The organism is Sphingobacterium sp. lm-10 (assembly GCF_023554555.1).
Classification (GTDB): domain Bacteria; phylum Bacteroidota; class Bacteroidia; order Sphingobacteriales; family Sphingobacteriaceae; genus Sphingobacterium.
Genome location: NZ_JAMJWC010000002.1, coordinates 224491 through 244475 on the forward strand (window position 1 = coordinate 224491; position 19985 = coordinate 244475).

A 19985-nucleotide genomic window follows, 5' to 3' on the forward strand; every position below is an offset into this window, starting at 1 on the left:
ATTACCACCGTACACGGGTAGATTTATTTGTTTCGAAGGAGGCCTAATATTTTTACAATGTGTACCTTTGCGTATGATAAAATCCATGACCGGCTACGGTACAGGTCTGGCAGAAAACCAGACTGTTAAATATACTGTAGAGATAAAATCCCTCAATTCGAAGTTTTTAGAGCTGAGTTTACGCTTGCCCAAGCATGTCTCTGATAAAGAATTAGCGCTGCGCGCGGAAAGCGGCAAACTAATTGAGCGCGGAAAGGTCAATATCATGGTTACCGCGGAATATGCAGATCAGACGGCTAAATCATCTACCATCAACGAAACCTTATTCAAGAAATATTTTGCCCAACTGAAGGGCTTGGCGGATGCGGTCGGTGATCATCAATCGCCTTTGTTGCAACTCGCGTTGCAGATGCCTGACGTGGTGGGGTCGAATGAGGAGGAAACAGATGAGGAAGAGGTGAGTGTTTTATTTGAGGCATTCTATCAAGCCATTGAAAAGTTCAATCAATTCCGTTTGGATGAAGGAAGCGTGCTCAGTGCCGATCTGAAAAAGCGTGTGGAAGATATTATGACATTCCAGACGGAAGTAGAATCGGTGGACGGCGATCGTATTCCACTAATTCGGGAGCGAATTGCTCAGTATATGGATACAGCGGTTGGAAAAGAGAATGTAGATATGAACCGCTTCGAGCAGGAATTGATTTACTATATCGATAAGTTAGATATTACCGAAGAAAAGGTGCGCTTGAAAACTCATTGTACCTATTTTCTAGAAGCGTTGAAAGCGCCGAATCCAAGCGGAAAGAAACTAGGGTTTATTTCTCAGGAAATGGGTCGTGAGATTAATACTTTGGGTTCCAAAGCGAATAATGCCCACATTCAGCAGATTGTCGTCCGGATGAAGGAAGAGCTGGAGAAAATAAAAGAACAGTTATTAAACGTACTATAAGAGTAGCATGAGTGGCAAATTGATTATCTTTTCTGCACCATCCGGTGCAGGAAAAACGACCATAGTAAGACATTTATTAAACAAATATCCGAATGATCTGGCCTTTTCTATCTCGGCAAGCACCCGTGCTCCACGCGGCGAAGAAGTAGATGGGAAAGATTATTACTTTATCTCCAAAGACGACTTTCTGCACAAGATAGCGCATCAAAACTTCATTGAGTTCGAAGAAGTATATTCTGGCACTTTTTATGGTACCCTACGCTCTGAAGTAGAGCGTATCTGGGCAGAAGGTAAGCATGTAATTTTTGATATCGATGTGGTGGGCGGACTTCGCTTAAAATCAAAATTTCCAGAGCAGGCCTTAGCTATTTTTGTAAATCCACCATCACTCACAGTTTTAAAAGAACGTTTAGCCGGCAGGGGTACCGACAGTGCAGAAAAGTTGCAGGAACGCTTTGCAAAAGCAGAGCATGAACTCAGCTTTGCGGATAAGTTTGATGTGATCCTGAATAACTTCGAACTAAAGGATGCGTGCCAGCAAGCAGAAGACCTGGTGATTCCTTTTATCAAATCCTAAATCAAAAATGGGTAAGCGCATCGGTTTGTTTTTCGGATCATTTAACCCCGTACATGTGGGTCATTTGATTATTGCAAACTATATGGCTCATTATACCACGCTAGATGAAGTGTGGTTTGTAGTATCGCCACAAAACCCTTTCAAAACCAAAAAAAGTTTGGCCAATATGTATGACCGTCTGGAGATGGTAAATCTGGCCATCAAAGACAGTGATCGGCTTCGGGCATCGGATATTGAATTTAGTTTACCGCAACCATCTTACACGATAGATACACTTGTTTATCTGAAAGAACGCTATCCAGACCACGATTTCGTGCTGATTATGGGGGAAGATAACCTCGCCGGTTTTCAAAAATGGAAGAATGCCGATATTATTTTGCGAGATTACAATATTTTGGTGTATCCAAGGCCAAGTTATAAAGCAGGAGAGCTGATCGCTCATCCTGCTGTTACCCGTACAGATACGCCTCAAATGGAGTTATCCTCCACGGCGATTCGAAAAGCTATTCAAGCGGGCCAGAGCGTTCAGTTTATGACGCCCGACACGGTAATAGACTTTATCGAAAAGAAGGGCTTATATAGTCGATAAGACGCCAATTCTGCTTATAAGTAAAGGTACTTCAAATAGATATTGTATAAGATGGAACGTTCGTGCTCATTGAGCGCAGCATCAAGAGCGCTTTGCGCAATATAATGCTTTTTAAACCCTTTGATGGCAGCATCTAAATCCTTGATATCGTAACCGATAATACGTAGCGCAGCGCGTACGTCGAAGTCTTGTGGGGCCGGTTGTAGGTTACCATCATACCAGAAGCCAAAACCTGCCTGTGACAAACGGTCCCAGGGAAAATTGGCCGGATCAGACTTGCGCGTAGGTGCAAAATCCATGTGGCCGATGAAGTTTGCTTGCGGAATCTTGTAGTTTTCTTTGATTTGGGTCAGTAGTTGGATCAACGCATTAATCTGCACCTCAGGCCATGGATCAGTAGTGCCATTATTATCTAATTCAATTCCGATAGAAGAAGAATTCAAATCCGTACTGTTTCCCCACAAACCAGCACCAGCATGATGGGCACGAAAGTAATCATTGACCATCTGTATTACTTTGCCATCCCTGCCTATCACGTAATGTGCACTCACTTGCGTAGGCTCCATTTGAAAGGTTTTGATGGTCTCATCTGCAGAATTCTGTGCGGTATGGTGAATCATCACATAATTTGGTTTTCTGATACCAAAATTGACGGAAGCGATCCACTCTTTTTCAATTACAGGTACTTTTTCCCATTGATTCTCGGCCGGCTGCGCTGTGATGGTCTTGCCAAAAGCAGTGGCTTTTTGTCGATAAATTTTTTCTGAGGCGGCATATTTTCCACCTCCACAACCGCTCAGCAATAGAGCGGTAGCTACTAATACAACACTTGTGTTTTTCATCTTGTTTGAGTTTATTTGGTTCGATGCACCGCAAAAATCTTACCGAAGTTCTAACGAATCGAAGATATTTCTTGTTAAATTCGCAACATGGTCAAAAAGAAACCCCTGATACTCGTGGTGAACGACGACGGTATCACTGCACCAGGCATAAAGGTATTAATGGAAGAGATGCAGCATCTTGGAGAAGTAGTTGTTGTGGCACCAGACGGCCCGCAATCTGGTATGGGGCACGCCATTACGATTGGAAAGCCATTGCGACTAGATAAGGTAGATCTATATCCAAAAGTGGAAATGTACAAATGCTCGGGTACACCTGTGGATTGTGTTAAGCTTGCTGTAAACAAGGTTTTCAAAGGACGGAAACCCGATCTTTGTGTCTCAGGAATCAATCATGGGTTGAATAATTCGATCAATGTCCTATATTCTGGCACCATGTCGGCAGCCGTCGAAGGAGCAATTGAAGGAATTCCATCGATTGGATTCTCGCTAGATGATTTTTCTTATGATGCGAATTTCGAACATTGTCGCCATTATGTACGTGGTATTGCATCCCAAGTATTACAGAACGGTTTGCCTAAACATTCATTACTCAATGTAAACTTTCCGAACGTAAGCGAGCTGCAAGGTATTAAAATCTGTCGGCAAGCCGGAGGTCGTTGGGTAGAAGAGTTCGAAGAGCGTATGGATCCGCATCAGCGAGAGTATTTTTGGCTTACCGGTAAGTTTCAATTAGAAGATCGCGGCGAAGATACCGACGTGTATGCGTTGAATAATGGTTATGTATCGGTGGTTCCTACACAGTTTGATATGACGGCACATCACGTGATTCCAGAGTTAAATTCCTGGAGCTTTGATATCCCTAAACCTTAAGGATGCAACACAAAAACAATATGTTTTTAGGACTGATTTTAGGAGTCATCCTACCCGTGATAGCGCACCTGCTCACGAAGCATTCGGAGATTATAGCGCAGCTGATGCCACAAAAGCCATTGGGGTTGTATGTGCTGGCCTTAACCGGCAACATAATTGCAGTATGGTATTGCTACCGCAACGACCGCGAGCAGGTGGGCAAAGGCATTGTATTGGTCACATTCCTTGGCATGCTGCTCGCGGTGATTACGAAAACAATTGTTATATAATTTGTTGACTAAGATTTCAATGTCTTCACATCTTTGGTGTCAAAACCTTCCACATCGATAATGTATTGGTTCATGGTCAAGAAATCGAAGAGCGGCTTAGCATCTGCTGATACAGGCATATTCGCCGTAGTGATAATGGCGTTATCCTTTCCTTGTAAGTAAGGATAAGCGTATAGCTTTACATTCTTGCTAAATAAGCCAGAGATGTAGGATAGCAGCTCATTGGTGTAGTTCTCTTTCTGATAATTATCGGAATTGAAGATGTTTTTTAAGTTCGAGATGTTGGTCGCGATACCAATATTCTTCGGCTTGAACTGATTCAAGAACTCTGCCAAGTAATTATTACGCAAAAAGTTGGATAGCAGGATGGTATTTCCTGTAGCACACAGCTCTTCTGCACGTTTTGCGAAGTACTCCAGATCCTCATCAGAGAGATTCACCTCTTCGTCCAATACATTACTCATCAGCACCTCAATAATTACGACAAGGCTCTCGTCGGTGGCATTCGTATTTTTCTTAAACTGCTCTACCGCACTGTTGAACAGGTCGAAGTTAGGCAGGGATTTCTGGCGATATTTGGTGCGCAGAATGATGATGTCTTTTTTGTAGAGAAAGTCTTTGACTTGTGCGGCTTTTCCATCGACCCGAAAAATGGCCGCTTTGGAAAACCCTTTGGCGATAAGGTATAGGTTAATCAGGCGTTCATTGACTTTCGAAAATACAGGGCCGGCAACTTTTACTAAGTCGATTTCCACCGATCCGGTCGGTAGGTTGTCTACCAGAGACTCAATTAATGTCTGTATATCAGCGCGGTAGTAATAGGCGGCAAAAACAAGATTGACGCCGATAATACCCAATACCTTTTGCTGTAATGTATTATCACTGTCGAGCAAACGAATGTGGATAATAACGTCATTTGGCGGACTGCCCACCTCGTGCTGAAAGCGAATACCAATCCAGCCATGCGGATCGTTAGTTTTACTGAAATTAAGTGTCGTAACGGTATTGGCAAAGGCAAAGAAAAGACGTTTGTCGTACTTGTCGCCATGCAGGCGTTCTTCTAACAGAGCAAATTCCCGGCTGATCATCTTTGTAAGGCGTGTACGGCTTACGTACCTGCCAGACTCTTCTGCTCCGTAAATCGCATCGGAAAAAGCCATATCATAGGCAGACATGGTTTTAGCAATGGTGCCTGAAGCTGCGCCAGCTTCGAAGAAGTTACGGGCCACTTCCTGCCCGGCACCGATTTCTGCAAATGTGCCATAGAACTCAGGCGTAAGGTTTATTTTAAGAGCTTTTCGCTTGGTTTCGTATATTTCTCTACCCATGCGGCAAAGTTATAAATTCTTGCGCGGTTAATATATTTAATTATGCATCTAGTCCGTTAGCTAAAATAGACCCTCATGATGCAATACATAGAATAATGCCGAAGTATGCAAAGCTTGGCCAATGCCATTTTCCAGCAATAGTTTTTTAGCATCTTCTACGGACAGGATGACGACTTCAATATCTTCTGAATCATCAAGCTGTTGCTCGGCTACCTTACGCCCGCCTTTCATTACGTACGTGTAGGTAATATTACCGCTGGTAGCCGGGTTGGCATAGAGCTGGCAGATTTCGGTCACTTCATCAAATGCATAGCCGGTTTCTTCCATCATTTCCCGGCGGGCAGCAGTTTCTGGCTCTTCACCTTCTTCTACCACACCGGCAGGGAGTTCTAAAAGCACTTTTTCGGCACCGTGACGATATTGCCGGGCGAAGATAATCTCGTTATCTTCTGTGAGGCCGACCATATTTACCCATTTTGGATACTCCAGAATGTAATATTCATCCTTTACTGCGCCGTTGGGTAATTGCACCTGGTCGACCCGTAAGGTCGCCCAGGGACGCTTTATAATGTACTCAGACTGTAAGACCTTCCACGGTTCCGTCATGTATAATGCTTTTTTTGATGCGTGATGTAAAAACCCGAGCTAGTCTTTGACAATATCTGCCATAATCCGGGTTACTTTTTCTTCCAATTTGATGGCCGTCTGATCATAGTCCGACGCGTCTTGAAGTGGTGTCTTCACCGAGCAATAGAATTTAATCTTTGGCTCGGTACCGGAAGGGCGTGCCGAAATCACATCGCCGTCGACTGTGATGAATTGCAGCACATCTGATTTAGGCAGGTCGATTGCTTTTGTACTGCCATCTGCCGGAGAAGTAGCTACAGAAGCGTGATAATCACGCACTTCTTTCACGGCAATGCCACCCAAGCTAGTTGGTAGGTTGGCGCGTAGGTCTGCCATCATCTGCTGAATCTCCTCCGCACCGGCTTTTCCCTTCTTTGTCAAAGAAATCAGCTTTTCCTGATAACAGCCATACGTAGTATATAACTCTGTTAAGACATCGAACAAGGATTTGCCACGGCTCTTGAAATAAGCAGCCATCTCTGCGATAAATGCACAGGAATTGACCGCATCTTTATCTCTAACCAAGTCACCAACCAAGAAACCATAACTTTCTTCGCCACCCACTAGGTAATTTTCCTGGCCTTCGAGCTTCGTCATGATCTCACCGATAAATTTAAAACCAGTCAACGTTTCCTCTGTTTTTACCGAAAAGCTAGTGGCGATATCAGAAATCAAATTGGTAGTCACGATGGTTTTTACGACGAAGTCATTTCCTCGCAGTTGCCCTTTATCCTTGCGTGCAGATAGCACATAATAGGTCAATAAGCTACCAATTTGGTTGCCGTTAAGCAGTTGAATTTCGCCGGCATGGTTTTTTACAGCTAAGCCCACGCGATCCGCATCTGGGTCCGTCGCCATCACGATGTCGGCATCTAGTTCTTTACCCTGCTTCATCGCTATAGACATGGCTTCTTCTTCTTCCGGATTTGGATACACTACCGTCGGGAAATTACCATTTGGCTCCGCCTGCTCTGCTACAATGTGTATGTTTTCAAAGCCCCAAGCTTTTAAAATTTTAGGAACTAGCGTGATGCCTGTACCATGAATAGGAGAGAAGACAATTTTTAAATCCTTCTGTGCGGCTACGATATCCGGATTGATGCTTAATGCTTTGTTGGCCTGAATGTACGTTTCATCGAAATCTTCTTTCACCAAGTGGATATGCTCTGCCTTACGATCAAATTGGATGTCGCGAACCGACTGGATAGCATTAACCTCGTCGATCACATTTTTATCGTGAGGTGCCACCAATTGTCCTCCATCGTTCCAATACGCCTTGTACCCATTGTACTCTTTAGGGTTATGCGATGCTGTTAACATCACACCCGATTGGCAGCCAAAATGTCGAACCGCATACGATAGCATTGGAGTAGGGCGAAGTTCTTCAAATAGATAGACTTCAATATCATTTGCGGAAAACACATCTGCAACGAGATGCCCTAATTTTTGAGAATTATTACGACTATCGTACGATACGGCCACCTTTAGGGGCTGATCTGGGAATTGCTTCTTTAGATAGTTTGCAAGCCCCTGTGTCGCCTGCCCGAGCGTGTATTTATTGATCCGATTGGAGCCGACGCCCATAATTCCACGAAGGCCACCAGTACCGAACTCAAGCGCTTTATAAAAAGAGTCCACCAATTCAGTTTCCTGGTTGGAGTCAATCAGTTGTTGTACGGCGGCTACGGTTTCACTATCGTATTCTTCGGTTAACCAGCGATCTACCCGGGCTTGGGTAGCAAGATCAATTGTAGACATATATAAATTTTGTTATCGATTTTAATGGACTAAATATAAACTTTTAATGGCAGATTATCTAGTAACTCGAGGTACTTAAGCACCGCAGTCGGCATAACCACGATCTAATATCGTGACGTACCAGCCATTATCAAACTGTTTCACATGAAAAATAAGCGGAACTTCGGTCGTTACGACTACGCGGTAGCTGTTTTTCTCAGCCATCTCTATCTGTTTGATGTAGTTTGGGTCGAGCTCCACATCATCGTACTCCTTTAAGTTGGCAGCGATAGGACCAAGGAAATTGGTCTGTGTGGTGAGATCTACAAACAGGCCGGTTTTATTCCACTTCTCTGTACTGCAATCGTACCTAGGCGCAATCTCGTAACTGATCTGATAGTTGTTTCCCGCGCTTGCATAAGGATAATAGGAGGGTACAGGCTTGTCGAAGTCAATCTTCGACACCTTCTCAAACCAATCCAGAGCACCAGGGCGATGGATAACCATGAGGCCGGCTTCAGGATGAATATAGCTGTTTATCTTCTCATTATCCTGGTCATTATATGCCTTTATGAAAGCTGTAACCATGTCCGACACAAAGCGGCGATCCCCAGTACTGCTGATGCTTGCATCTCCCTCATTTAGCAGTACGCCCGAATCATCTTGGGACTCAGATTCTTGTTGCTTCTTTGTGTTAGTACATGATATGAACAGCAAGAGCGAAACAAACAGAAAGACAAAAAATTTTCTTTGCATAATTACTTATTGTTTTTGCGGATGGATTGCTCAATGTCGTCCCACATATCCGAAGTGATGGCTTCCAGTCCGTTGAATTGTCCGGCGCCCTGCAGCCATTCCCCACCATCGATAGTTACCACTTCTCCATTGATGTAGCCTGCAAAATCTGATATCAAAAACGCGGCCAGGTTTGCTAGCTCCTGATGATCGCCTACACGTTTTAGCGGCACCCTTTTTTCGAAGCTAAATTCTTCTGCCAGGTGGCCCGGAAGCAGCCGCTCCCAAGCACCTTTTGTAGGAAATGGACCCGGCGCAATGGCATTATTTCGGATGCCGTATTTACCCCATTCTACCGCCAAAGAGCGCGTAAGTGCAAGTACACCTCCTTTTGCTACTGCCGAAGGCACTACGTACCCCGAGCCGGTGAAAGCATAGGTAGTGACTATATTCAATATACTGGCGGCTTGTTTTCTCTCAATCCATTTCTTACCAAAAGTTAGCGTACAGTTGGTGGTACCTTTCAATACAATGTCGATAATGGTAGAAAATGCATTGGCAGAGAGTCGCTCTGTAGGAGATATAAAATTACCAGCTGCATTGTTGAGCAGTACATCGACCTGGCCGAACTCTTCTTCAGCACGTTTCCAGAGGTTTTCTACTTCTTCGATCTGGCGTATATCGCAGGCGACAGGTAGCACCTTTCCACCTGTTTTGTCTGCTATCTCTTTAGCGGCTTCTTCAAGTACGGGAAGCTTCCTGCTGGATATCACGACATTTGCGCCAAGTTCCGAGAAATAGGTGGACATGGCTTTACCTAACCCACTTCCGCCTCCTGTGACAACGACAGTCTTGCCTTGCAAAGCATCATCACGTAGTGCTCCTTGTATATTCATTTTATCTTTTTTTAGCGGTTAAATTATCGATTATGGTCTTAAGCACGGCTCGCGTTGAGGGTTTCCACCACTGCGTCAGCATTTCTTTAATCGTCTCCTCCTTATTTGCACGCATGCTCTCCAAGACCCGTGTCCGCAGGTTTCGCTTGGTGCGTTGCCAAGCATTTTTTTCAAGCTGTGTGTACTTTTTAATATGCCTTACAGCGCTACGCTGAATCTTATCTAAAGCGACTACCTCATCTACTAAGCCAACTTGAAGTGCCTCTTGCGGAGACAGAAGTTTACCTTCTAAAAGAAATCGGTACGCTTGCGCTTCGCCAATCCAGAAACTATAAAGATCAAAAATACCGTGTGGTACAATGATGCCCACTGGAACTTCATTCAACCCAATAATATATTCACCTTCCGCCATAACGCGGGCATCTGCCGCGATGGCTAACACACATCCTCCAGCAGGACTATGTCCCGAAATAGCTGCGACAAAAGGCTTTGGAAAGGCTGTAAGCGTGTACAACAGGTCGATAAAAGCATGCCAGAAGGTCTCCATCTCGTATTCGTCGTAACCGTACAGGGTGATCAGGTCGAGCCCAGATGTAAAGAAACCTTCGTGACCGGTAATCACTACGCCTTCCAATGCCGGATCTTTTTCCGCATCGATAAAGGTGTCATTTATCTCCCGGATCATTTCCAAGTGCATGGCATTACTCTTTCCACGATGCAGGATGACGTGCATCACATGTTCATCTATATGCGTTTTTAAAAATTCACTCATGTTTATAATCTAATGGTTACTGTATTTGGATAACAAGTAAGTGGCTCAATTGATTGTGGAAATATTATTCGATTTTATTATCCACGGGCATGTCCACTACTTTTCTGCCTATTCTTCCATGGATATCAATTCCCTCCAAAATGATGCGGTATACACCCGGTTCGTCACTAGTGTAGAAGTCAAAACTTGCATTCCCATCCTCGTCCGTTGCCACAAAAGGCGCCCAATGGATGGTGGTGCGTAAATCGTTGGTGAACGTTTGTTCTGAACCCACTTCATACGTTGGGGTATAAAATTGTTTAGCAGCAGAAATACCCTTTGCTGTGAATGATAAAATGCCTTTGGGCACATAGTTGAGGCGGCCTTCTGATCCGATTTTGGTCGTGATGATGATAAGGCCATTCGCGCCGAACGAACCGTAAATGGAAGTATAGTTAATATTTCTCAAAACTTCTATACTGGCAATATCCATGACCGGAATAGTGGATAGCATATCTCCCTCAACATACATGCCATCAAGCACCACCTGCATCGGAGCCCTGCTGCGAGTACTGTACGGAATACCTCCCTGAAAATAGACCCCTAAGAGCCGGCCATTCAGCATATCCAGTGTAGGAAATAGTTCTATATCTTCCCAACTCAAAATTTGATCCGCGTTGCCGGCTCCATTTAAATTTCGGGAGTGCTCTGGTACTTTCTTTTCCTGGCGGGTCACCACTACTCTTTCTATATCTATGGTGTTCGACATCAATCCCTTCTGCTCCAATTCACGAAAGAATTGTTTTGAGGCCAGCAGTTCATTTAAATATATGGTGTTCGCGTCATTTTGCCCACCAAGTAAAGCGTCAATGGTCGGTGGTGGCGGCATGTCCAAAACGATATCAATATTATTTTTGCCTTTTTGATCTTTGGCAGAAATCAAAAACTTAGTACTGTCTGGAAACAGCAAGTTTTTAAAATGAAACAAGCCTTCTTCGGTGCTGATCGTGTCGATATAATCTGTAAAGTTATCGGTAGAAATCAGCTGTACTTCAGACAAGGGCGCAGCAGACTTTCTCCCCAGCTTTTTTGTATATCCCTTGATCTCCAAACCATCTTCCGGTTCAAATGCCTTGATGGTGTCTGCGGCATTTGGGTTTTCCTGCCAGTCAAATTTCCGCCAGCCTTGAGTGAGCATCAATTTATCCAGATCCACAAGCTTCTCGCCATGGTCACCGGAAGAGAAATAGTACCCTGGTGATTCTATATGTCCCTGTAAATCTGCCTCGAGTAATAAAGCACTGTAGATATTGGTATTATGATCAATCGTATCCTGTACCTTGGCCAGGTTGACGACCGAAGCGGATAGAGAGGCGAGTCGAGCAGTATCCACCGGTAGGCCAGCGACAATATTTACCGTCACCTTTTCACGGGCGCCAACTACTTTATTTGGTATGTTAATCTGGAGGGGAACAAAGTCTTGTTCTTGCATGAGGAATATCGGGCGTTCGAACACAGGTTGGAAGTTAGCATCTAACACCGAAATGGTAATCACGCCAGAAGGTAAGGCCTCTTTCGCAACACTGTAAACCATGGCATTGCGGTTTTTAGGCTGACGTGAGGCATAAAAGGGAGTGCCTAAGTGGTGTAGCACCATATACATTGGTTCCTCAGAAAGCTGATCGTCTGAAAGATTTACCTGGGCGAATAGTTTATTCGGATTTTGATTGTTCACCATAAATGACATCCCACTAGATTCAATTGGTGGGGCAGCTAACTGCTGAACCTCTTCTCCATCTATTAGCGCACGAAAGATGTAGCTTTCCTGGTTTGAGGGCAGAAATGAAATGCTGCCCATACCAAACTGGTTGGTTTCTGCGGCGCCAACAATTTCTTGTTGCGAATTGACAATCTCTAATCGTGCTTTCACGCCTAATCCGTCTGTCCGGATGGCCTTAATCCCTAGATTATTTAAGGCACCTGCTAGAATCCTTCCGCCTTCGGGAAGTACCTGAACGGAGCTTTGCGGCTTTATCGAAGCCGTATGAATGACCTTCGAGACCGGCCGCTCATCCAGATTCGCAAAAGAAAGCTGAATATCTTTATTTTTGTTTTTATCGGTTACCTTGATTAAAATTAGCCCTTGTTCATCCGTTCGTTCGCTTCCTCTTTGAACGATCTTGTCGCCCTCTATTACTTGATAACGTACCGTAGTTTTGGGAAGAGGGTTTCCATTTAATGTTTTCAACTCCACGGCCACAAAAGAATCTTTGCCATCCGACCGTAGCGTAGTATGTGTCGTGACATTATCCGTCCGTCCGTTTGTGATTACCAGCGTTTTTTCAAAATACGAATCTGTCGGGAAGTTGCGCATCCAATTCGTGTAGGCACGCAGGCGATAAGTTCCTTCTGTAAGGGTATCAGCTAGGGTTAGGCTTCCAGCTCCCAAACCCATTTCTAGCTGCACCCGTTGATCCGATACAATATGGTTTTTAGGGTCAATCAGCTCTATATAATTGATTCCGCTTAGCATGGATAATATATTGGCAATACCAATCGTATTGTAGGTTTTGTACCAGATAGTTTCCCCAACGGTATAATAATTTCTGTCGGTGTGCACGTATATTTTTTCCTGTTGGTTTTGTGCATAATGCTCACGAGATGAGTCTAGGCGATTCTCAATGCTTTGTGCATTTAAGACACCTACCCACAAGAAAGTTGCATATAAGCAGATTTGTTTAAGCATAATAATCAGGATGTCATTCATGCAAATTACGAAAATTTCGTTGGCTGATCAACACTAAGTTCCTGGAGCATATGTAGAAGAAAGCATCCTCAGGTAATTTTGGAGGTGGCTAGTAGTCAAGGCGCTAATGAGTTTGTGGCTAAAAATCCACAAGAAACAATTTGTAATTTTCACAATCCAATCCACGATTTCTGTTTTTGACTGTTATTTGTATATTTGCCGCCGCTGTAATTTTCCCATGTGCTGAGGCGTTTTTTTATTCGAATCTGCCAACTGTATTTTACAGTGCTTACGGGAAGCATACATTTTACAAAAGTATAAGCTATGAAAAAATATATATCTCCTTTAATAGAAGTCGTAGAAGTGCAGGTAGAAGAGGCATTCGCTGCTGGATCGGTCAGCACCGTTACACCTGTCGAGAATGGTGCATTTGCCCAGGATGAATACAATGCAGTAGAGCAACCATTTGATGTTAACTGGTAAAATAAAACACAGGAATAATGTCAAAAAAAATTAGAACAAGATTTTCTTACGCATTCGGTTGTATGTATTTCGCTGTACTTACCATTGCTTGTTCTTCCGACAAAAATGATGCGCTCGGAGGAGATAATGTGATATTGAAGGTTTCGGTATCTGGAGACGAGGTAGATAGTATTGAAAATTCGTTCAGTCGAGCTGCCACCAAAAAAGAGGCTCAATATGTAGGTACTGATAAAAAGATAATGGAAGAATTTGAATTTGATCAAGACTTCTATATTTCTTCTGAACTTGTAGTCGACCCGGCTTCGTTTACACCGCCCACTTCGAGCATAAATAATAGCGCAAAGGCGGAAATCGTCAGAAACCCAATATTGCGACAAATTGTTTTCAGAATGGTTGTTTATGATGCATCTGGGAATTATGTACTCGATAAGAATTACAATATTGCAGCAAGTGGAGCCGTTTCCGCTGCCAATGGTCAAGACTTGACCCTGCCCAGCGGTCGGTATTCTTTCATCGCGTACTCATATAATACGAATACGGCACCTAACGAATCGATACAATCAACAACAATAAATAGCTCATTGTCGATTAATCCGGCCACTAATCCTCAGTTGATGATGTATGGTTCTGGGTTGATTACTGTAGCCCCGACTCAGACGACAAATTTAAATATCATCTTTAAGTATAAGTTTACACCAGTAAGAGTGGTAGTTGATGCTTCAAGAACCAATGGCTATCAGATCACGAGTATAGGTAACACAACCTTATCATCGACGCGGTCTGGGGCGCAAATAAACCTAGCATCTCAGCAGGTTACATTTAGCGGAGGTACATCGACTACGACAATCACTTTTCCTCAATCGGAATTAAACAAAGATGTATCGACAAGCAATTTGTTTTGGATGGCGACCGATCAGGGCAATGGGGCGTTGACTGTTAACTCTCTAACTATAGGGCCTTTAAGTAGGACAACAGCTTTAACACTTAATAATGTAGAGCTAAGGCCCGGCTCTGGTTATTTTCTGAGATTGCGGATTCTTCCTACAGATCGCTTTGAAACCTTTGCAGGTCAAGATGCGGCTCTGATTGGTGGACGTTACTGGATGAGAAGAAATTTGGGCGCGCCAACCAATGTGAACCCAGATAACCCTCCTTCGGGCAATTTTCAGTCTCTTTTTGGCAATTATTATCAATGGGGCCGCCCTGCTGTGAGAGCAACACCAACAACAGGGGCTACAGCTACAGAAAATGCTGCATGGACAACACGGGCAGCAAATGGTGCTTGGAATAGTGGTAACTTGAATAGTCCGACAAAAGTAATGGCAAATGACCCATGCCCTACTGGATGGAGGGTACCGACAAGAGTAGAATTTCAAGACTTAATTGACAATACCACACAGTTGCAGGCAGACAACAATGGCACCAACTGGGCTGCATCAAACACAAGATATACCAGTGCAAAAGTTTTTAGAAGCCGCAGAGATCGAGATGTCATGCTGACCTTTCCTGCAGCCGGAAACTATGTGCCCGAGAATAGAAATTTAGCTTCTCGAGGTAATGCAGGAGCGTATTGGACATCTACCGAGGATCCAAGCAGCGCAACTAATGCCTTTAGAATGCTTATTACGCAGCCGGACGCAGGTGCATCTATCGGTGTAGGATCAAATAATAGAAACTTCGCGGTGTCGATAAGATGTGTGCAGCAGTAAGGCTATTTATGGGAATCACTTTTTTCTAAGAGGTTATTTGGCCCGAAAATATGTTCACTACGCTTAAAATATTTAATTGTAGCAATGCCAGTCTTCTATTATAGACTGGCATTGTGTTTTAAATGGTGGCAGTTTGGGTGAGAGCATTAGGAAGTTATCGCTTGAAAATTCCTTTAAAACAACTTAAGTCGTGGTGTATTTTGCAAATGTACCTGGTTTCACCTCAAAATTATAAAACCATTTAGATAGTATCTACCAGATAGCTATCTTTGCTAGATGAATATTCTAATCATTGGATCAGGTGGGAGAGAGTCTGCTCTTGCCTATAAGATCTCCCAAAGCCCCAAGTTAAGTCAGTTGTTTATTGCCCCTGGAAATGCCGGAACTACGCAGTACGGTCAAAATGTGCCTTTGAAAGTCACGGATTTTGAGGGGATAGCTGCATTTGCTTTGGAAAAAGAGATCACCATGCTGATTGTGGGCCCAGAAGAACCTTTGGTAAAGGGTATTCATGATTACTTTCTTGCTAGAGAAGATCTAAGACATATTCCAGTGATTGGCCCGCAACAGCAAGGAGCACAACTCGAAGGATCGAAAGATTTTTCCAAGCAATTTATGTCGCGTCATAATATCCCGACCGCGGCTTCGCGATCTTTCGATCGGAGCACATTAGCGGATGGCCTGACTTACTTGGAATACCAGTCTTTGCCTATTGTATTGAAAGCCGACGGACTGGCTGCGGGTAAGGGTGTATTGATTTGTGAAACACTCGAAGATGCTAAAGCAGAATTAACAGCGATGCTAGCAGAAGCCAAGTTCGGCGAAGCCAGCAACATGGTGGTTGTCGAAGAATTCCTAACCGGTATAGAGCTTTCGGTATTTGTATTGACTGACGGAGAATCTTATAAGGTATTGCCCTCGGCAAAAGATTATAAAAGAATCGGCGAAGGCGACACGGGACTTAATACAGGCGGTATGGGCTCCATCTCTCCAGTTCCTTTTGCTGATGAAGCTTTTCTAAGCAAAGTAGAAGAGCGTGTGATCAAGCCGACTATTGACGGTCTCAAAAAGGATGGTATCCCGTACAAGGGTTTTATCTTCATCGGATTGATGAACATGTCTGGGGACCCCTATGTGATTGAGTACAATGTTCGTTTGGGTGATCCAGAAACAGAGTCTGTATTGCCGCGTATTGAATCTGATTTGTTGGATCTGTTTTCTGGTGTTGCTGAAGGCAATTTAGCGGAACGCTCGTACTCTGTAAGTCCGAAAACGGCCGTGACTGTCATGATGGTTTCTGGAGGTTATCCAGGTGATTACGAGTCTGGTAAAGTCATATCCAACATCGAAAATGTAAAAGAATCAATTGTATTCCATGCAGGAACAAAAGTTGCTGAAGATGGTCAGGTCGTAACTGCCGGTGGACGGGTAATCGCGGTAACCACCTTACAGGACGACTTATTTACGGCTTTGCAACAAGCAACGGCAGATGCCGGACGTATTTTTTATGAAGGGAAATACTTCAGAACGGACATTGGTTTTGATATAATTTAAATAAAATATTCTCACTATTAGTGAGTTACTTTTTTGGAGCGCTTTTTATTTTGGCAAATTAACGAAAGCCCTTATATTTGCATCACCAAAAAGGCATGGCCCGTTCGTCTAGGGGTTAGGACGCCAGATTTTCATTCTGGTAACAGGGGTTCGATTCCCCTACGGGCTACCAACCGAGAGGTTAAATTTTACAAAAGCTTGCAAATAAAAATTTGCAAGCTTTTTGCGTTTAAGGGAGCTCTTCCGGCGGGCGCCTTTTACGCATGAGCTATCCAACCCATCAAATAGCATCAGATGATGCTGGAAAACAAAAAAATAATTTTAGAGAAAACACGAAGTGTAACAATATGTTAGAATTCGACAGAATGAATGCCTATAATCTTGTATGCGATGGTTATCGACGTATATTAGAACGTTTTTCGAACCTTTACTTCAGCGATAACGAAACTTTTAAAAAAAATTAAATCATTTTGAGAAAGATATTCTCCATATTGATGATCGGCATCATAATGATTCCTAATCTAACCAAGGTGGGGATTTTGATTAATTTTGAAATAAACCAAAGTTTTATTGCAGAGGTTTTGTGTGTTAATAAGTCCAAACCAATGACTAAGTGTAATGGGCAATGTTTCTTAGCCAAGCAATTGAAGAAGGCCGAAGAACAAAACGACACAAAAGTGCCGCTCATCAAGATGGAAAAACTGGAGATGGCCTTCTTTAGCTCCGATACTCCCTTAGATTTTCAATCAATAACGGAACAATATGTTGCCAGATTAAACCCTGCAAAGGGAATAGAGTTTTATACTTCTTCTTTTGTAGCCGATATTTTCCACCCTCCATTATTCAAATTTACCCTCCATTTTGACCGGGTATAGATAGTCCCAAAGAAAAACGCTATCCCTCGTCTAGACACGCGTTTTAGGACACGCTACAAGTGTGTCTTAGATTCCTCATTTCTATTTTTTTTAATTAATATGAATTATCAATATCTCATTATGGCACTTCTATGCCTATCATCTGTCAATTTGTTTGGCCAGAGCATTACAGTCAAAGGAAAAGTGTTTGACCGTGAAACGAAAGAGCCGATTACAGGCGCTCGAATCCGGATCTTAAGTAGCAATACTGTTGAAGCAGCCACTAACTTTAACGGTGAATTTCTACTAACAGACATCGCGTCAAACGACTCTCTCATAGTCAGCCTTATTGGCTACCAACCCGTGTCGGTATTTGCCCGAGAGGAAGTGTTAGTAGAATTAACTCCGAATCCGCAGGAACTTCAATCCATCGTGGTCACTGCTAGCAGGGAGGCTGGATTGAGAACCCAAAGTCCAGTAGCGATCTCAAAACTGTCGCCAAAGTTGATTGATGAGACAAAGGCTACACAGGTATTCGAGCTTATTAATAAGACACCAGGAGTGATCATGCCGAGTTATAACAACGAGCAACACGGTATGTCTATCCGACAACCGATGGGCACCAGCGCTTATTATTTGTATATGGAAGATGGGGTACCATTAAGGCCTCTGGGCGTTTTTAATCATAATGCTCTATTGGAGGTTAATCAATTTGCCATAAGTAGTATTGAGGTCGTGAAGGGCCCTGTATCATCTATCTACGGGCCGGAAGCGGTGGGAGGGGCAGTAAACTTCATTACGCAAAGGCCTACGGCTGTGCCGACCGCGAGAGTAGGTATACAATTTGATCAATGGGGCCATCGCAGAATCCAGTTTGGAACGGGTGCAGAGATTAAAAAATTTGGATTTTACCTGGGCGGACTAAGTAGTAGGCAGACTAATTCTTGGTTAGAAAATTCAAACTACGACAAGACCGCAATAAATGCGCGCCTGGAGTACCATTTTACGGAGCGAACACGGCTTATTGGAACATTTATATATGGCGATTACTATTCTCAGACGACTGGAAATATAGACAGCGTGCAGTTTTACAGTAGAGAATACCTAAGTAATGCAGATTTCAGTTACCGAAAATCGAACGCTTATCGCTCGCGGCTGACTTTGGAGCAAGATTGGAATAATAATGCTAAATCTTTTATTACCCTTTTCCAACGAAACAATAAACTAGGTCAAAATCCATTTTATATGATTCGATGGGCGCCAAACAATAACCCTACAACGGCAACCGGAGAGGTAAATTCTAACAATTTTAAAAGCTATGGCGTGATAGCCCAGCATAGCCAATCGTTCCGATTTCTAAAAGCCAGGTTGATCGCGGGCGGTGTACTAGACTTTTCAAACAATGACTATTGGGCATACCAGTTAGACCTAAATGCCCGATTGAACCCTACCAGACAGTTTGTGGAGGAGTTTACTATTGCGCAAGAGCGCCTAGATCTGCCCATCGCGAATTATCAAGGCGATATTGTCAATTATGCCGGCTACCTACAGTATGACTTTGAGCCTTTGGAAAAGCTAAGAATTTCATTAGGTGGTCGTTACGACCTTATGAGCTTGGATTACATCAATAACATTAATGCGAGTGCTGGTGATATTGCCTATCAGAGGTTTACGCCAAAAGTTGGAGCTACCTACGACTTGGGAAACAGTAAGGGGCTATATGCCAACTACTCACAAGGTTTTTCTCCTCCAGGCTTAAGCGCTATTTTCAGACCCAGGCCGAATACAGATCCAGTAGAATTTTATACCAATCTAGAGCCAGCTTACTTCCATAGTTATGAAATCGGTGGATGGGCTGCTTTATTAAAAAATAAAATTTACGTGGATGTTGCGCTTTACCAGATGGATGGGCGCAATGAGCTGTTAAACATACGTCAGCCCGATAATTCAACCGATTTTCAATCTGCCGGGAAAACATTGCATAGGGGTTTCGAATTTGGGATGAGTGCAAAGCCCTCAAATGAATATTGGTTTAGGTTTGGCGGAACAATAGCTCTACATCGTTTTGAAGATTTTCAAATAAGCGAAAATCCCAATGATCCATTACAAAACTTAGGAGGCTTTGAAATGCCAAGTGCACCACGTTGGTCTTGGAATACAGAGTTGAGTTATTATCCCAAATGGCTTCCGAACTTCAGAACATCATTGGAATGGCAGTATGTTTCTGGTTGGTATCAGGATCAAATTAACACGGTAAAATACGAAGGGTATAACCTTTTAAATCTTAGGGTCGGCTATCGTTGGAAGGTTATAGAGGTATATACAAATGTGATGAATCTGGCGGATGAGTTGTTTGCCAATGCAGCTACCAGAGGCAATAATCCCACAGACCGAACCACGTTTATCCCAGGTGCGCCGAGAACCTTTGTATTTGGTATTCAGTACAATTTTGTTGGCAAGAAATAATGT

The 19985-nt window shown here is 43.4% G+C and carries 18 protein-coding genes and 1 tRNA gene; 11 read left to right on the plus strand and 8 right to left on the minus strand.

What is annotated here, in order from left to right; translation table 11 throughout:
- The first annotated feature begins 73 nt into the window (after positions 1 to 73).
- The 3 genes from M8998_RS10910 to nadD are packed head-to-tail and all read left to right on the plus strand — an operon-like array spanning position 74 to position 2115.
- Complete coding sequence (locus tag M8998_RS10910; protein WP_249992662.1) at positions 74 to 949, plus strand: YicC/YloC family endoribonuclease; 876 nt, start codon at positions 74 to 76, stop codon at positions 947 to 949.
- A gap of 7 nt (positions 950 to 956) precedes the next feature.
- On the plus strand, positions 957 to 1526 hold the full coding sequence (gene gmk / locus M8998_RS10915; RefSeq protein ID WP_249992664.1) for a guanylate kinase: 570 nt from the start codon (positions 957 to 959) through the stop codon (positions 1524 to 1526).
- Positions 1527 to 1533: 7 nt separating this feature from the next.
- Positions 1534 to 2115 carry a nicotinate (nicotinamide) nucleotide adenylyltransferase gene (gene nadD / locus M8998_RS10920; RefSeq protein ID WP_249992666.1) on the plus strand — a complete coding sequence of 194 codons (582 nt, stop codon included), beginning with the start codon at positions 1534 to 1536 and terminating at the stop codon, positions 2113 to 2115.
- Between the two features lie 14 nt (positions 2116 to 2129).
- Here the strand turns inward: nadD and M8998_RS10925 are convergent, their stop codons facing one another.
- A complete protein-coding gene (locus M8998_RS10925; protein WP_249992667.1) occupies positions 2130 to 2957 on the minus strand; it encodes an N-acetylmuramoyl-L-alanine amidase in 828 nt (275 codons plus the stop codon).
- An 87-nt stretch (positions 2958 to 3044) separates the two neighbouring features.
- Between M8998_RS10925 and surE the strand changes: the two genes are divergently transcribed.
- The gene (gene surE / locus M8998_RS10930) at positions 3045 to 3827 is read left to right on the plus strand and encodes a 5'/3'-nucleotidase SurE (RefSeq protein ID WP_249992668.1); all 783 of its coding nucleotides are present in this window, start codon (positions 3045 to 3047) and stop codon (positions 3825 to 3827) included.
- A gap of 2 nt (positions 3828 to 3829) precedes the next feature.
- Complete coding sequence (locus M8998_RS10935) at positions 3830 to 4096, plus strand: hypothetical protein (RefSeq protein ID WP_249992669.1); 267 nt, start codon at positions 3830 to 3832, stop codon at positions 4094 to 4096.
- Positions 4097 to 4104: 8 nt separating this feature from the next.
- On the opposite strand, the gene M8998_RS10940 is transcribed toward M8998_RS10935, so the two are convergent.
- The 7 genes from M8998_RS10940 to M8998_RS10970 form a co-directional block, all read right to left on the minus strand.
- Complete coding sequence (locus M8998_RS10940) at positions 4105 to 5424, minus strand: nicotinamide mononucleotide adenylyltransferase (protein WP_249992670.1); 1320 nt, start codon at positions 5422 to 5424, stop codon at positions 4105 to 4107.
- A gap of 60 nt (positions 5425 to 5484) precedes the next feature.
- Positions 5485 to 6030, minus strand: a complete 546-nt coding sequence (locus tag M8998_RS10945) for an NUDIX hydrolase (protein ID WP_249992671.1) — start codon at positions 6028 to 6030, stop codon at positions 5485 to 5487.
- Positions 6031 to 6069: 39 nt separating this feature from the next.
- Positions 6070 to 7809 carry a phospho-sugar mutase gene (locus tag M8998_RS10950; RefSeq protein WP_249992672.1) on the minus strand — a complete coding sequence of 580 codons (1740 nt, stop codon included), beginning with the start codon at positions 7807 to 7809 and terminating at the stop codon, positions 6070 to 6072.
- Between the two features lie 75 nt (positions 7810 to 7884).
- Positions 7885 to 8544: a hypothetical protein gene (locus M8998_RS10955; protein ID WP_249992673.1), complete on the minus strand. Its 660-nt coding sequence runs from the start codon at positions 8542 to 8544 to the stop codon at positions 7885 to 7887.
- Positions 8545 to 8546: 2 nt separating this feature from the next.
- Positions 8547 to 9419, minus strand: a complete 873-nt coding sequence (locus M8998_RS10960) for an SDR family oxidoreductase (protein WP_249992675.1) — start codon at positions 9417 to 9419, stop codon at positions 8547 to 8549.
- 1 nt (position 9420) lies between these two features.
- The gene (locus tag M8998_RS10965) at positions 9421 to 10191 is read right to left on the minus strand and encodes an enoyl-CoA hydratase/isomerase family protein (protein WP_249992677.1); all 771 of its coding nucleotides are present in this window, start codon (positions 10189 to 10191) and stop codon (positions 9421 to 9423) included.
- A 64-nt stretch (positions 10192 to 10255) separates the two neighbouring features.
- On the minus strand, positions 10256 to 12916 hold the full coding sequence (locus M8998_RS10970) for a hypothetical protein (RefSeq protein ID WP_249992679.1): 2661 nt from the start codon (positions 12914 to 12916) through the stop codon (positions 10256 to 10258).
- 324 nt (positions 12917 to 13240) lie between these two features.
- On the opposite strand from M8998_RS10970, the gene M8998_RS10975 reads away from it, so the two are divergent.
- The 6 genes from M8998_RS10975 (at position 13241) to M8998_RS11000 (ending at position 19982) form a co-directional block, all read left to right on the plus strand.
- Positions 13241 to 13399: a hypothetical protein gene (locus M8998_RS10975; protein WP_249992681.1), complete on the plus strand. Its 159-nt coding sequence runs from the start codon at positions 13241 to 13243 to the stop codon at positions 13397 to 13399.
- 17 nt (positions 13400 to 13416) lie between these two features.
- Positions 13417 to 15108, plus strand: a complete 1692-nt coding sequence (locus M8998_RS10980) for an FISUMP domain-containing protein (RefSeq protein ID WP_249992683.1) — start codon at positions 13417 to 13419, stop codon at positions 15106 to 15108.
- 276 nt (positions 15109 to 15384) lie between these two features.
- On the plus strand, positions 15385 to 16662 hold the full coding sequence (purD, locus tag M8998_RS10985; protein WP_249992685.1) for a phosphoribosylamine--glycine ligase: 1278 nt from the start codon (positions 15385 to 15387) through the stop codon (positions 16660 to 16662).
- A 97-nt stretch (positions 16663 to 16759) separates the two neighbouring features.
- Positions 16760 to 16834, plus strand: a tRNA-Glu gene (locus tag M8998_RS10990).
- A 298-nt stretch (positions 16835 to 17132) separates the two neighbouring features.
- Positions 17133 to 17537 (plus strand): hypothetical protein, encoded by a 405-nt coding sequence (locus tag M8998_RS10995; protein ID WP_249992686.1) that lies wholly within the window; start codon positions 17133 to 17135, stop codon positions 17535 to 17537.
- 120 nt (positions 17538 to 17657) lie between these two features.
- Entirely contained in the window at positions 17658 to 19982 is a 2325-nt protein-coding gene (locus M8998_RS11000; protein ID WP_249992688.1) for a TonB-dependent receptor, read from the plus strand.
- Positions 19983 to 19985 lie beyond the last annotated feature (3 nt).